Below are 13,244 nucleotides of genomic sequence, written 5' to 3'. Positions count from 1 at the left end.
CCATCGTAAAACGGGCAGTGTATTCGTTGCGCTACAGTAAAGCGTGGTAGCAATCACCGATCACACACAATTAAGGGGATTCATGAATTTCTTCCAAGCGATATTCCTCGGATTGGTGCAGGCGTTGACCGAATACCTGCCGGTCTCGTCCAGCGCGCACGTCCGCATCGTCGGCGACCTCATGTTGGGCAGCGACCCCGGCGCCGCATTCACCGCGATCATCCAGATCGGCACCGAACTCGCGGTGCTGCTGTACTTCCGCCACGACATCTGGAACATCCTCAAGAACTGGTGCATCTGCCTGGCAGGCAAGAATGGCAAGGATTGGAAGCATCGTCTTGGCGAAGGCAACAAGGATGCACGCCTCGGCTGGTACATCATCATCGCCACGCTGCCGATTGTTTTCGCCGGCCTGCTGTTCCAGGACGCCATCGAAAACACGCTGCGCAACCTGTGGATTACCGCGGCCATGCTGCTCGTGTTCGGCATCATCCTGTGGATCGTCGACGACAGGGCACCGCAGGTGAAGACGATCGACGATATGACCACAAAAGACGCCGTGTGGTACGGCATCGGCCAGATGCTCGCGCTCATCCCGGGCGTGTCGCGTTCGGGTGGCACCATCACCTTCGGCCGCGCCATGGGCTACACGCGTGAGGCCGCGGTGCGCTGCGCCTTCCTCATGGCCATTCCCGCCGTGTTCGGCGCCGGCATCCTCGAAGCCGTCAAGGCCGTCAAGGAAGCCAATGACCCCACCGTGAACGCCATGTTCCCGGGCTGGGGCGCCACCATCGCCGCGACGGTCGTGGCGTTCGTCGTGGGCTACATCGTGATCATCGGATTCCTCAAGTTCGTCTCGACGTTCTCATACAAGGCGTTCGCCATCTACCGCATCGCGCTGGCGGTCATCGTGGCGATCCTGCTGCTCACCGGCGTGCTGCAGCCGCTCGAAGGCATGGCGCTCGGCGGCAACGCGTGACGTTGTGCTTGGCAAAAGTGAACGGCCCGTCCCGATTCTTCCGATCGGGACGGGCCGTTCACTTTTGCCAAGCAACGAATCATGCCATCACAAGGCGGCGAAGACGCTTACGGGAGATCACGCAGATACGCCTCGGCCTCCTGCACGAGTTGCTCCACGGCGGGGGCGCCGGACGAAGCGATGGCACGGGCATGCTGTTTCATATCATAGTCATGCTCAAGCTGGTCCACATAACCATCAAGGTCCGCGTTGTTGCGCACCATCACATCGCAATGCGCACGCCACTGGTCGGCCTTGCCTTCCAGCTCCTGCGCTTTGAGGTAGAGGCCGACCACCGACGCCAGCTGCTGAAACAGTTCCAACGTGGCCTGCGGACACGGCTCATTGCCACCAAGGTACTGGGGGACCGACACCCAGATGGATGTGGTGTCGAAGCCCTCTTCGATGGCCATCGCATCGATGATGTGCGGAATGCCGATGGGGCCGTTGTACTCGCTGTCCGGATCGGATTGCACGCCATCCACGCTCACGTCGATCGGCAGATCGCGCGTATGCGGGCATTCGGCGAACATCGATCCCAAGGTCACGATTCTGCTCACGTCATATTGCTTGGCGAAGTGCAGCGTCTCACGCACATAATCCATCCACCGGTAGTTCGGTTCCGGGCCAAGCTGCGCGAGCAAGTGCAGGTCGTCGGTGACCGCGATGTCATAAAACACGGTCTGGGGCCACAGGATGCGGCGTGTACCTTGAATCACACATTGCATGGGACGCGACGTCTGGTAATCGTAATACCCATCGCGGCTGATGTGCCCCACTTCAAGGGAGCGGTATTTCGACACCAGATGGCGAATGACGTTGGTCGCGCTCTGGCACGCGTCGTTCCACCCGTCAAACGCCGCAACCATAACGTATTTCGGTCTGGTTCTGTGCTCATACATGTCTACAACTGTATCCCTTGCGCTGTGACGGAATCGTAAAGATTAGCCGCTGGTGAATGACCGCAATAATGCTGCGCTTGAGGCAAGCATATTTTTCCCGACGCGGGGCGCTCTTCCCCGCGTCCACATGCTGACATGGGCCGCCAGTCCGGAAGCTTTCCTGCGCGTGGGCACATTGCCGGTGTTCGTCTAGACTGACTCACAACAAAAGCGCGGAATACCGGCGCGACACGCCGTATGTTGCACATTTGGAGGTTGTGGTTTATTGTAGTGACTCGTGCTCAGGCAGAGGAAATCCTCTGCGGAACATATGCGGACATAGCTTAGTTGGTAAAGCGCGACCTTGCCAAGGTCGAGACCGCGGGTTCGAGTCCCGTTGTCCGCTCTAAGGTCCGAAGAGTGTAACAGACCTTTACGGTGGGTTAGCCAAGCGGTTAGGCAGCGGCCTGCAAAGCCGTATAGACGAGTTCGACTCTCGTACCCACCTCGCACAGATGGCTTCGGCCATTTGAGTCAACCGGGCGGTTGGCGCAGTGGTAGCGCACTTCCCTGACACGGAAGGGGTCACAAGTTCGAATCTTGTATCGCCCACGAGCCGAGCAATCGGCGTATAACAGAAGAACGGGTGATTGGCGCAGCGGCTAGCGCACTTCCTTCACACGGAAGGGGTCGTAGGTTCGATTCCTACATCACCCACATCCAAACCCCGCAGGTCATTGGCCTGCGGGGTTTTTGTTTCGGCGTGTCCGTTGGGGATTTCCCGACGCGTTGGGCATGACGCGACGATGGCGCTCGTGGTGTGTGCACTCCAATTGCGTATCATCATTCGGAAGACCAGGTCAGGCATTTAGCCACTATTTCGGTCACCACGTTTGAGACGGATCCATTATCGCATTGGGCTGAGCATGAAAGCACAATGGTTCGGCAGCTTCACCGGTACAGATACTTGCCTTCATCGATCTTGCGGGCGATCTCCTGCATTTCCGCCGCAAGACGTCGTTCCTCCTCGCTGCCTGAGTTGAGCTTGTGCGCTTTGCGGTCAAGTCGGTATTCGTTGCCGAAATAGGCGCTGATACCAAGCACCACAACCGCGATGATGATCCAAACCATGGCCATCCCTCCAATCGGCAGCCCCGCTGCCACACCTTGTTACAGACCAACGTACAAGCGGAGACCGCATGACACACCGCATTGCCGGCAAGGCTGAACAATGGTGGGGTTTCTTGGGTGGAACTTCACGAATCGTTGCAATACCACATCAATCCTCATGGCAGCCGACACGCCGAAATGACCGAAGACACACAGTCGTCAAAATTGTTATATGCTGTATTTTGCTGTTATACAATGTTATACTCTTATGGTGGAATCCTATTGGCGGGCATGCAGGAGGGAACAGGAGGCCCATGGACATCATCATCAACGCCACGTCGATGACGCCGATCTACGAGCAGATCGTCGATCGAATACGCGCGCTCATCAAGGGCGGCGAAATCAAAGCGGGGGAGCCCCTGCCATCCGTTCGCGGGCTCGCCAGGCAATGCGCGATTTCGGCACTGACTGCGAAGAAGGCGTACGACGTGCTCGAGCAGGAAGGACTTGTCGTCACCGTGCAAGGCAAAGGCACATTCGTCGCCGACGTCTCACCGAACATCGTCGCGGAGGAACTCAACCGCCAGGTGGAGGAGGAATTCGCGCAGGCGATAGCGAAAGCGCGCCGGTTGCAGCTGAGTGATGCGGACATCAAGGAACTCGTCACAATGCTGCTGGACGACACCGACGACGGAACATACGGCGGCACCGGTACGACAGATAGGAAAGGAGCCACACGATGACGAACGACGTGATTACGCTCGACCGCATCACGAAACGGTATGCCGATTTCACGCTTGACCTGACAATGCACGTGCCGAAGGACACCATTACCGCACTCATCGGTGTCAACGGGTCAGGCAAGACGACGACGTTCCGCATCATCCTCGGGCTTGCGAAACCGGACACCGGGAACGGCACACTGCTCGGCGCCGACGTCACCCGGCTGCCGAACGCCGTCAAGCGCGATGTCGGCGCCGTCCTCGCGGATACGTCCTTCGACGCCGTGTTCACCGGGGACGACGTCATACGGCAGATGAAGGCGTTATATCCGAACTTCAACGTACCGCTATGCCGAACCCTGCTCGAGCGCTTCGCTCTGCCGACGGACAAGAAGATGGAGGAGTTCTCGACCGGGATGACGGCGAAATTCAAGACGGTCATCGCCATGGGCCACGAACCCGATGTGCTCATCCTCGATGAGCCCACAGCGGGGCTGGACATCGTCGCGCGAGGAGAGCTGCTCGACCTGTTGCGCGCCTACATGGAGACGCCAGGGCATTCCATCCTCATCAGTTCGCATAATTCAAAGGACATCGAGTCCCTGTGCGACGACTTCTACTTCATCGACCGTGGGCGTATCCGGCTGCACGAGACAATCGACCGTCTGCGCGATGAGTACGCGGTGCTCATCCTCACCGACGAACAGGCGGCGGCGATGGATCGGTCGCATGTCCTCGCGAGCGCCCGTAGGCACGGTGTCATCCATGCACTCACCGATGAACGCCGCTATTACGAAGAGAACATGCCCGGCATCCAGATGGCACGTGGCGACATCGACGAACTCATCACAATCATGACGGCGGGCGAGCCGCTCAGGGAAAGGAATCAACCATGAAGGGTCTGATGGCGAGGGATATGATCGCTATGGGCAAGAATCGGGTGTTTCTTGTCGTGATGCTGGCATTGTGCCTGTTCTACACCTTCTCCGACATGTATGTCACCGGGGTGATGCTCATGCCGATGCTGTTTTCCACGGTGTGCGGCAACATGGTACGCAACGATTTGAGCGCTCCGATACGGCGTACACTGTTCACGTTGCCATTCAGCAGGAGGGAATACGCGGGGGAGAAGTATCTCGTCTCGATTGTCCCGGCCTGTGTGCTCGCGGTCATGCTGCAGATGGTTAGCGCCGTCGTCCATCGGCAGTCCATCACGCAATCGGGGATGATCGCCGCATGTGCGGTGTTGCTCACCGTGCTCACCGTCTCAGTTGAACTACCGGTGACCATCATCTTCCGCGACCGTGTGCAGATCGCCCGTGTCTGCATCCTCGCGGTCGTGTTCGCGCTCGCCGCGATTGCCGTGTCGCTCGACATGGGCACTGATGGATTGTTCGCGATTATCACCTCGGCTCCTGCATGGGCGCTGTACGGCATCGGCGCCCTGCTGGGCGCGGTTGCGCTTGCCGTCTCCGTCATGGTGTCGCTGCGTGCGTTGCGCACAGCCCAACTGTAAGCGCAGGGCGGAGTACCATAGGCGATCGGGCGGCCGCATCATCCATCGACGCGGCCGCCCGATTATATAAGTATTGACCTTTATCGCTCTGTGGTGGCATCTGCCCCCATGTCCACATCATCAAGCGTGAGGATGCCGTCGTGAGCCTCCGTCTCAAGGCCCTGGAACAGGACCTGATAACAACCCGTGTCCTTCACGCCATCGGTCATGCACTGCGCATGCAGCCCGTTCGCCGTGACGCGCACTCGGTACCCTTCATGTGCTTCCTCGTTCACGGCAAGCACGAACAGGTCTCCATCCGCGCCTGCGTGCCACTTGCTGGAAGCCATGTTCGCCGGATCATCAGGGAAAGACGTCGAGACGGCGTAATAGGCTCCGTCGAGTTTCACATCCGCATATTGCAGGAACTCGAATCGCATCAGTTCGCTTTGGTCCGTGACGGTTGCGGGGATGAGTGTGGAGCGGTGGTCGTCCGCGCTGCGCACCGTCGGCATCGCCATGTGCGGCCACGCTTCGGACGTGTCGTGGAACATGACCATATCACCGTTCTTCGCGCGCCAGGTGGTCGTTTCGAATTCCTGCATCGTCAGTGGCGTCCCCGTATGTTCGACGTGTTGGGACCAGACGGCGTCCGCACGCTCGGCGTCCCACGCGCCATCCGCGCCGTTGCCGCAGCCCGCGGCAACGATGGTCATGAGCGCCGCCGTGGCGAATGCGGCCGTCTTCGCGAATCGTGTCGTCATGTGTATCCCCAATCGTCAGTACCTCCGTGTCTCTCACCGCGAACCAGTATAGTGATGGCGCACTTCAGCCATCTGCGCATGTACGCAATCCGTACGATTCCCACACGTCGAATGCCTCAACGTCAATATTGCCCACCATTGCCCTTGCACCGTGGACGAAGCAGCAGCGCCCACAGTATGGTCGATACTGAAATATGAATGTCGATGGGCAAGCCGATAGACAGGGGAGGACCGCATGAAGCACATCAACCGTTGCCTCATCGCATTGGTGGCATTGGCGTTGCTGCTGCCAGCGGCAGCATGCGGCCAGGCGAACTATGATCCGCAGTCGGTGGCGCAGGTGCTGCTCGACGCCATGCAGAACTCCGATTACAGCACGATCAGGGCACACACCAGTCCCGTGTCCACCAATCCGGACGGGTATGTGCTCAAGGCCGTCAAACCGAATACACCGTTGAGCGACCCGCATGTGGGAGACATCCACAAGGTTTCCGACACCGAGAGCGACGTGCCCGTCACCTACAAGGTGGGGGGACAAGACCACGAACATCATCTGGCATATGACCAAGCATGATGGCGTCTGGCGTGTGCCGATGGAGCAGGTGCTCCCCGCCGTGGGGTTCATGGACGAACGCCACGACGCCGGCAGGTACCGGCTCAACGGCACGGTCTCCGATTTCACCGACACGATGTGGCTCGTGACACCGGGCATCTACACCGTCACGATAGACAATGGCTGGAACGGCGCCGAATGGTCCGAGCCGATTCGCATCACCGACCCGAAGGCCGGCACCGTACAGGCCACAACGGTCGACCAGAAGGACCACAGCGACGACTTCACCCTCATCGAGCTGTACAAGAAGAACGACAAGCTGCGTGACATCGTCACCAATGCGCTCGTGAACAATTCCGCATGCAGCGCGATCGCCAATGCGATAGGCGCCCAGCAGAAGCTTGCGCCATACCCCGAACAAGATGGCATACCCAAGCTCACCGATGCGTGCTCACCGACATTCGCCGCGTTCACCGAGCTCGACATCATCGGCAAGGAAAACACCCATCCGGACTCCGACGGATGGTTCGATTTCACTGTCAACGCCGCCGGCGGGGGACGCGTGGCCGAGTCCTGGAACGTGTTCCAAGACGATTGGGACAGCTGGCCCAAGGCCATCAACTGGTTCAACAGCCTGTCCCAAGGCGCCCAACAGAACACCGGTTGCCTGCTGACGGGGGAGGACCAGCCCAACTACACCGTGTGCGCCACATTCGAGCAGTACGATGTGAAGGTCACAGGGCTCAAGGTCAAGGTCAAATACACCGACAACGCCGTACGCGTGACGGATTGGGGCGACACGGTGCACAGGCTGTACCCGCACATCCCCACCCTCCAAGAAGGCGCAAGCCAGTGAGCATCCGGCCGTGACGGGCGCTACACAAGCCGGTCCACGGCCGCTTCCATGAGCAGGTCCGTCTGCCGGTCCTCTCCCAGCACAAAGTCATGCGAACCGAATTGGACGAAGCCCATGCGCTTGTAGAACGCAATCGCGGCGTCGTTGTGCTCCCATACCCCCAGCCAGATGACGCTCTTGCCCTGCGCACGGGCCATGTCGAAAGCGGTGTGCATGAACCGCGCGCCCAAGCCATTGCGCTTGTACTGCCGCAATATGTAGAGGCGCTGGACCTCCATGCGGTTGCCGAGCATCTCCTCGGTCTGGGCGTCACCGACATTCACTTTCATGTATCCGGCAGGAACGCCGTCCACTTTCGCCACCACAAAAGTGGAGTCGGGGTTGTCTATTTCGCGTTGCAGCTCATCTGTCGAAAAATGCCGCTCGTTGTATTGCTCCATGTCTTCCTCGGTGTTCAGGGAAGCGAAGGTCTCGGCGAATGTGGCAATGCTCAGATCCCTGATGGTGTTGACGTCAGTGCTCTGGGCCATTTCGATCATCGGCATGGTATCTATTCCTTTCGTGATTTCCCAGTGTAGGCCGTACAGCGAGCCCGAGGTGATGAACCGGGCTTGTTGTTCGCTCATTACATGCCTCGACGCCGTTGAGACACGCCGAATTTGCACACAAGGAGCAATGCTGTATTATGGTGACTCGTGCTCAAGCGGCGTACACCGGTTGGTTGCACATGCGGACATAGCTTAGTTGGTAAAGCGCGACCTTGCCAAGGTCGAGACCGCGGGTTCGAGTCCCGTTGTCCGCTCTCTTCATATTCAAGCAGATTTCCCCCCACATGCCAAGGGAATCTTTCACGGAGGTCATCGGGTACTTGCGGATCTGAATGCAGTGAATGAATCAGTCGGCCAGACGCGTTGCGCGTACTGCCGTGTTCATGTGCGTTCGTGTCCATCGAATCCCGGTCTCATTCACTGATTGTTTCTTGCAGTACGCCATATTGGCAAAGGTGGCCACCATGGCAACGACTCTTGTGGTACGACATCTCTCTTTTTCCCATCCCGGCGCCGCCGAACCGCTGTTCGACGACGTGGATTGCTCCCTGCCCGCAGGTTGGACGGCGCTGCTCGGCGACAACGGCTGCGGCAAGACGACACTTGCGCGCATTGTCTGCGGTCTGCTGACCCCCACGCGCGGATCAGTCAGTCCCGCCCCGTCCACGTTCGTCAGTGCATACTGCGAACAGGAGTGCACGCGCGAGCCAGCGAATCTCGAGGAATTCCGCGACGACTGGTCCGCACCGTCGGTCGCGCTGCGCGACACGCTCGGCATCGGTGACGACTGGCCCTACCGGTTCGCCACGCTCTCCGGCGGCGAGCGCAAACGCCTGCAGGTGGCGTGCGCACTGTTCGCCAATCCGGACGTGCTGGTGCTCGACGAGCCGACGAACCATGTGGACACGGCCACGCGCGAGGCCATCGCGCACGCGATGCGCGCGTTTGACGGCATTGGCGTGCTGGTGTCGCACGACGTCGAACTCATCGACGCGACATGCGCGCAATGCATCATGTTCGAACGCCGGCATGTACGCGGACGCAACCGCACTGTGCTCGAACGGTATGCGGGTGGGTACACCAAGGCGCAGCAGACGCGTGCACTGCGGCGGGCCGAGGTGGCGGACCAGCTCGAAGCGGCGCAGCATGCGCAACAGACCATCGCGCAGGCGCAGGAGCGCCGCCGCGCGATGATGGACGCCGCCGCGGCGCGCAAGCATGGCGGATGGAAGATCGACCGGCTCGACCACGACGCGCGCAATACGCATAAGTGGAACGAGAAGCAGGCGGACAAGGCGAGCGCCGCCGCATACCGCGCGCTCGGCAGTCGTCTGGAGTCGGCGCAACGTACGGTCGAGTCCATCGCAACGGATGCCAAGCGGTACGACGGCGCGATTGTCGTGGACATCGAACCTTCGGCGCGCAGGGAGCCGGCGCATGTGGACGCCGGTGTGCTACGGTTCGACGGCGGCGCGCCGGCCAGCAGTGGGGACGCCGTGTCCGAACTGGTCGTGGACGGACGGCATTGGCATACACAGGCCATACCAGGCGCACAGACAGGCGGCGCGGGTGCCGGCATACGCGTGCCGCGCCTGAGTGTGGGACCGCGCGACCACATCGGCATCGACGGGGCGAACGGCACCGGCAAATCGACGGTCATCCGCGCGCTGCTCGCATCACTGGACACCGAGTTGCCCGCGCTGGTCATCAATCAGATTCCCGGGGAAGACGAGCAGACGCGTCTGCTGACCCAACTGCAGGGGCTCGGCAATGCGGAACGCCCACGTGTGCTTTCCGCCTATGCGCAGCTCAACGCCGACCCCGACCGGTTGATGGCGGGCGAGCCGCTGAGCCCCGGGCAGGCGCAGAAGCTCGCATTGTGCCTGGGACTGCTACGCAAACCCCAGCTCATTGTGCTCGATGAGCCGACGAACCACCTCGACCTGCACTCCAAGCAGGCGCTGGCGCGTTTTCTGCACACCTACCCGGGTGCGCTCGTCGTGGTGAGCCACGACCGTTGGTTCCTTGATGAAGCCTGTGGTTGTGCCGTCTGACCCACTGCCGGTAGTATGGCGGGAAAGTGAGACAGGAGGGCAGAAGATGCCGTTGACGTACCATTACTGTTCGTTGGAGACCGCGTGCGCCATCATCTCGAACGCGTCGCTGCGGCTGTGCGACATCACGAAATCCAACGATTCCGCGGAGATCACCTATGGATATGCTGCGGCGATGGACAGCCTCAAACGCATTGGCCTGATCAGCGGGTCCGGACCGACCTTGGAATTCGCGGACCATTGGATCGAGCTGCTGCGCCCGGAATACCAGACGATGTTGCGTGAGGCGCTCAGCCGGCATCTGCTGCCACCCAACCGCCTGTGCTATGCGGTGTGCTTGTCCGAGCGCGCGGACCAGCTCAGCCAATGGCGCGCGTACGGCGACGACGGTCGGGGAGTGGCGCTCGGATTCGACCTGTCGACCTTCGCGCAACGGGAGCCATCGTTCACGGTGTGCAGCGACGACGGGCACCTGTTGGAGACGCACATGATGACGCTGTACCGGCCGATCGTCTACGGGCGTGAGCGCAGCGCGGAATGCTTCGACGAGCTCGCCGCGCGTATGGCACGCAATGTGCACGACCTGCGTGCGGCGAGCGCAGGCACACAGGACGCCGTGCGCGCCCGGCTGCTCGACGCCACATTGGAGTTCATCGCGGCCACAGCGTTCTGCAAGAAGCGGTTCTTCCGCGAAGAGCGCGAATGGAGGCTCGCGATATGGGGGCCGAATGCGAACACCGCCGGTTTCGAGACGCTGCAGGAGGGACTGGCCCACGCGTTGCCTCGACGTTTCCCCGATACGGTGACCCATGCGCGGTTCACCGTGCTGCCGCGCACGGACCGGCTCGTGCCGACGATTGACCTTGGTCTGGATCTGGGGCGCACATTGCGCGCCGTCATGATCGGGCCACGGTGCACGGCGAGCGAACAGGACATCCGGATGCTGCTCGCCTCGGCTGGCGTCGGAGTCGCCGATGTGGCCCATTCACGCGGCACCTACCGGTGAGACGCAATGCCGTCGCGTTCCGGCAATCCGAACGCGACGGCATTGTCTGCGCTGAACCCTAAGTTGTGTACCTGTAATCAGTAGTCCAGGTCTGCACCTTGTACCGCGGACCCAGATAGACAAGGACGATTCCCATGGCACAGAACACCATCTCCCTAACGGTCAACGGCGAAGCGAAGGAGGTGGATGCGAACCAGACGGGCGTCGACCTGTTCGCCGACGACAAGAACATCATCGCCGTGCGTCTCAACGGCGAGCCCCGCGACCTCTACACACCGCTCTCCAACGGTGACGAAGTCGAATCGATCGCGCTCGATTCGCCGGATGGCATCGCGATCATGCGCCACTCCGCGACGCATGTCATGGCGCAGGCCGTGCAGGAGATCCGCCCCGATGCGAAGCTCGGCGTGGGACCTGTGATCGAAAACGGCTTCTACTACGACTTCGACGTGGCCGAGCCGTTCACGCCTGAGGATCTGAAGACGATCGAGAAGCACATGCAGCGCATCATCAAGTCCGCGCAGCGCTTCGAACGCCGCGTAGTCACCGAGGACGAGGCGTTGAAGGAAGAGGCGGACCAGCCGTACAAGCTCGAACTGATCAAAGACAAAGAGGACGCGCTCAACACCGAAGTCGCTGTGGAGATCAGCGACAAAGAGCTGAGCATGTACGACAACATCGACCGTGAAGGCAATGTGGTGTGGACCGACCTGTGCCGTGGACCGCACCTGCCGAACACGCGCTTCATCAAGGCGTTCAAGCTCGAACGCGCGGCGGCCGCCTACTGGAAGGGCTCCGAGGCGAACCCGATGCTCCAGCGCATCTACGGCGTGGCGTTCCCCACCAAAGAGGAGCTCAAGGCGTACCAGACGCGCATGGAGGAAGCCGCCAAGCGCGACCACCGCAAGCTCGGCCAGGAGATGGACCTGTTCTCGTTCCCGGAGGAGATCGGACCGGGCCTTGCCGTGTTCCATCCCAAGGGCGCTGCGATCATCAACGCGATGGAGGACTACTCGCGTGAGATGCACCGCAAGCACCACTACAGCTTCGTGCAGACCCCGCACATCACCAAGGGCGGCCTGTATGAGACCTCCGGCCACCTGCAGTGGTACAAGGACGGCATGTACCCGCCGATGCACCTCGACGAGGAGAAGGACGAGCAGGGCAACATCGTCAAGCAGGGCTTCGACTATTACCTCAAGCCGATGAACTGCCCGATGCACAACCTCATCTTCAAGTCTCGCCAGCGTTCGTACCGCGAGCTGCCGCTGCGCCTCTTCGAATTCGGCACCGTCTACCGTTACGAGAAGTCGGGCGTCGTGCACGGCCTGACCCGCGTGCGCGGCTTGACCCAGGACGATTCGCACATCTACTGCACGCGCGAGCAGATGCGCGACGAGCTCAAGAACCTGCTCAACTTCGTACTCAACCTGCTCAAGGACTACGGCCTGAACGATTTCTACCTCGAGCTGTCCACGAAGGACGAGCACAAGTTCGTCGGATCGGACGAGATCTGGGAAGAGGCGACGAACACCCTCGCCGAAGTGGCCGAGGAATCCGGGCTCGAACTCGTAGCCGATCCGGGTGGCGCAGCATTCTACGGACCGAAGATCTCGGTGCAGGCGCGCGACGCGATCGGCCGTACATGGCAGGTCTCCACGATCCAGCTCGACTTCAACCTGCCGGAGCGCTTCCAGCTCGAATACATCGCGCCGGACGGCACACACCAGCGCCCAGTGATGATCCACCGCGCACTCTTCGGTTCGATCGAGCGTTTCTTCGCGATCCTGCTCGAGCATTATGCAGGCGCATTCCCGGCGTGGATCGCCCCGGTGCAGGCGCTCGGCGTGCCTGTCGCGGACGAATTCGCCCCGCATCTGCAGCGGTTCATGGAATCGCTTGAAGAGGACATGGTGCGTGTGGAGACCGACCTGTCCGACGACCGGTTTGGTAAGAAGATCCGCAACGCCTCCAAGTCGAAGGTGCCGTTCATCATCATCGTGGGCGAAGAGGATATGAACAACAACGCTGTCAGCTTCCGTTTCCGTGACGGCAGCCAGCTCAACGGCGTACCGGTGGACCAGGCCAAGGAGTGGATCCTCGAGGCGATCGCCAAGCGTGTGCAGGTCAACACCGACAACGATTTCAAGGCGGCCACCGGCCAGCCGGTCGACAACGTCGAGTTCGACGTGTCCGACACCGATGCCGAGTGATATTCGAGGGGCCGCGAATGGGGC

The 13,244-nt window shown here is 60.7% G+C and carries 13 protein-coding genes and 5 tRNA genes; 14 read left to right on the top strand and 4 right to left on the bottom strand.

Annotation, left to right across the window (positions count from 1 at the left end; all coding sequences use genetic code 11):
• Positions 1–82: 82 nt before the first annotated feature.
• Positions 83–979 carry an undecaprenyl-diphosphate phosphatase gene (locus BPSG_RS03995; protein WP_026643073.1) on the top strand — a complete coding sequence of 299 codons (897 nt, stop codon included), beginning with the start codon at positions 83–85 and terminating at the stop codon, positions 977–979.
• Between the two features lie 107 nt (positions 980–1,086).
• On the opposite strand, the gene BPSG_RS03990 is transcribed toward BPSG_RS03995, so the two are convergent.
• The gene (locus BPSG_RS03990) at positions 1,087–1,887 is read right to left on the bottom strand and encodes a PAC2 family protein (protein WP_026643071.1); all 801 of its coding nucleotides are present in this window, start codon (positions 1,885–1,887) and stop codon (positions 1,087–1,089) included.
• Positions 1,888–2,232: 345 nt separating this feature from the next.
• On the opposite strand from BPSG_RS03990, the gene BPSG_RS03985 reads away from it, so the two are divergent.
• From BPSG_RS03985 to BPSG_RS03970, 4 genes are all read left to right on the top strand, one after another.
• Positions 2,233–2,305 (top strand) — tRNA-Gly (locus BPSG_RS03985).
• Positions 2,306–2,336: 31 nt separating this feature from the next.
• A tRNA-Cys gene (locus tag BPSG_RS03980) sits at positions 2,337–2,407 on the top strand.
• Between the two features lie 32 nt (positions 2,408–2,439).
• A tRNA-Val gene (locus tag BPSG_RS03975) sits at positions 2,440–2,511 on the top strand.
• Between the two features lie 32 nt (positions 2,512–2,543).
• Positions 2,544–2,616: transfer RNA gene (locus BPSG_RS03970), tRNA-Val, on the top strand.
• Between the two features lie 234 nt (positions 2,617–2,850).
• Here BPSG_RS03970 and BPSG_RS03965 read toward each other — a convergent pair.
• On the bottom strand, positions 2,851–3,030 hold the full coding sequence (locus BPSG_RS03965) for a hypothetical protein (RefSeq protein ID WP_026643070.1): 180 nt from the start codon (positions 3,028–3,030) through the stop codon (positions 2,851–2,853).
• 293 nt (positions 3,031–3,323) lie between these two features.
• On the opposite strand from BPSG_RS03965, the gene BPSG_RS03960 reads away from it, so the two are divergent.
• The 3 genes from BPSG_RS03960 to BPSG_RS03950 are packed head-to-tail and all read left to right on the top strand — an operon-like array spanning position 3,324 to position 5,247.
• Entirely contained in the window at positions 3,324–3,752 is a 429-nt protein-coding gene (locus BPSG_RS03960; RefSeq protein WP_026643069.1) for a GntR family transcriptional regulator, read from the top strand.
• A complete protein-coding gene (locus BPSG_RS03955) occupies positions 3,749–4,627 on the top strand; it encodes an ABC transporter ATP-binding protein (protein ID WP_033502079.1) in 879 nt (292 codons plus the stop codon). The genes BPSG_RS03960 and BPSG_RS03955 overlap by 4 nt, the downstream gene beginning before the upstream one ends.
• A complete protein-coding gene (locus tag BPSG_RS03950) occupies positions 4,624–5,247 on the top strand; it encodes an ABC-2 transporter permease (protein WP_026643067.1) in 624 nt (207 codons plus the stop codon). Before BPSG_RS03955 ends, BPSG_RS03950 begins: the two co-directional genes overlap by 4 nt.
• 80 nt (positions 5,248–5,327) lie before the next feature.
• On the opposite strand, the gene BPSG_RS03945 is transcribed toward BPSG_RS03950, so the two are convergent.
• Positions 5,328–5,990, bottom strand: coding sequence for a hypothetical protein (locus BPSG_RS03945; protein WP_026643066.1), 663 nt, complete (start codon positions 5,988–5,990; stop codon positions 5,328–5,330).
• A 235-nt stretch (positions 5,991–6,225) separates the two neighbouring features.
• Between BPSG_RS03945 and BPSG_RS03940 the strand changes: the two genes are divergently transcribed.
• Together BPSG_RS03940 and BPSG_RS03935 are read left to right on the top strand one after the other, a co-directional pair.
• Positions 6,226–6,564, top strand: a complete 339-nt coding sequence (locus BPSG_RS03940) for a hypothetical protein (protein ID WP_026643065.1) — start codon at positions 6,226–6,228, stop codon at positions 6,562–6,564.
• Positions 6,551–7,399 (top strand): hypothetical protein, encoded by an 849-nt coding sequence (locus BPSG_RS03935; RefSeq protein ID WP_026643064.1) that lies wholly within the window; start codon positions 6,551–6,553, stop codon positions 7,397–7,399. Before BPSG_RS03940 ends, BPSG_RS03935 begins: the two co-directional genes overlap by 14 nt.
• A 20-nt stretch (positions 7,400–7,419) precedes the next feature.
• Here the strand turns inward: BPSG_RS03935 and BPSG_RS03930 are convergent, their stop codons facing one another.
• A complete protein-coding gene (locus BPSG_RS03930) occupies positions 7,420–8,025 on the bottom strand; it encodes a GNAT family N-acetyltransferase (protein WP_236822923.1) in 606 nt (201 codons plus the stop codon).
• 103 nt (positions 8,026–8,128) lie between these two features.
• Between BPSG_RS03930 and BPSG_RS03925 the strand changes: the two genes are divergently transcribed.
• The 4 genes from BPSG_RS03925 (at position 8,129) to thrS (ending at position 13,220) form a co-directional block, all read left to right on the top strand.
• A tRNA-Gly gene (locus BPSG_RS03925) sits at positions 8,129–8,201 on the top strand.
• Between the two features lie 210 nt (positions 8,202–8,411).
• Positions 8,412–10,001 (top strand): ATP-binding cassette domain-containing protein, encoded by a 1,590-nt coding sequence (locus BPSG_RS03920; protein ID WP_026643061.1) that lies wholly within the window; start codon positions 8,412–8,414, stop codon positions 9,999–10,001.
• A 46-nt stretch (positions 10,002–10,047) separates the two neighbouring features.
• The gene (locus BPSG_RS03915; protein WP_026643060.1) at positions 10,048–11,007 is read left to right on the top strand and encodes a DUF2971 domain-containing protein; all 960 of its coding nucleotides are present in this window, start codon (positions 10,048–10,050) and stop codon (positions 11,005–11,007) included.
• A gap of 134 nt (positions 11,008–11,141) precedes the next feature.
• Positions 11,142–13,220, top strand: coding sequence for a threonine--tRNA ligase (thrS, locus tag BPSG_RS03910; protein WP_026643059.1), 2,079 nt, complete (start codon positions 11,142–11,144; stop codon positions 13,218–13,220).
• The last annotated feature ends 24 nt before the right edge of the window (positions 13,221–13,244 follow it).

Source organism: Bifidobacterium pseudolongum subsp. globosum (assembly GCF_000741295.1).
Classification (GTDB): domain Bacteria; phylum Actinomycetota; class Actinomycetes; order Actinomycetales; family Bifidobacteriaceae; genus Bifidobacterium; species Bifidobacterium globosum.
This window is presented reverse-complemented; position numbering and strand designations above follow the sequence as displayed.

Bases quoted from the DNA above. Each gene is read 5' to 3' on its own strand.
- BPSG_RS03940 (WP_026643065.1), top strand. From the start codon at position 6,226: ATGAAGCACATCAACCGTTGCCTCATCGCATTGGTGGCATTGGCGTTG.
- BPSG_RS03990 (WP_026643071.1), bottom strand. From the start codon at position 1,887: ATGGTTGCGGCGTTTGACGGGTGGAACGACGCGTGCCAGAGCGCGACC.
- BPSG_RS03950 (WP_026643067.1), top strand. From the start codon at position 4,624: ATGAAGGGTCTGATGGCGAGGGATATGATCGCTATGGGCAAGAATCGG.
- thrS (WP_026643059.1), top strand. From the start codon at position 11,142: ATGGCACAGAACACCATCTCCCTAACGGTCAACGGCGAAGCGAAGGAG.
- BPSG_RS03995 (WP_026643073.1), top strand. From the start codon at position 83: ATGAATTTCTTCCAAGCGATATTCCTCGGATTGGTGCAGGCGTTGACC.
- BPSG_RS03920 (WP_026643061.1), top strand. From the start codon at position 8,412: ATGGCAACGACTCTTGTGGTACGACATCTCTCTTTTTCCCATCCCGGC.
- BPSG_RS03945 (WP_026643066.1), bottom strand. From the start codon at position 5,990: ATGACGACACGATTCGCGAAGACGGCCGCATTCGCCACGGCGGCGCTC.
- BPSG_RS03915 (WP_026643060.1), top strand. From the start codon at position 10,048: ATGCCGTTGACGTACCATTACTGTTCGTTGGAGACCGCGTGCGCCATC.
- BPSG_RS03955 (WP_033502079.1), top strand. From the start codon at position 3,749: ATGACGAACGACGTGATTACGCTCGACCGCATCACGAAACGGTATGCC.
- BPSG_RS03960 (WP_026643069.1), top strand. From the start codon at position 3,324: ATGGACATCATCATCAACGCCACGTCGATGACGCCGATCTACGAGCAG.
- BPSG_RS03935 (WP_026643064.1), top strand. From the start codon at position 6,551: ATGACCAAGCATGATGGCGTCTGGCGTGTGCCGATGGAGCAGGTGCTC.
- BPSG_RS03965 (WP_026643070.1), bottom strand. From the start codon at position 3,030: ATGGTTTGGATCATCATCGCGGTTGTGGTGCTTGGTATCAGCGCCTAT.
- BPSG_RS03930 (WP_236822923.1), bottom strand. From the start codon at position 8,025: ATGAGCGAACAACAAGCCCGGTTCATCACCTCGGGCTCGCTGTACGGC.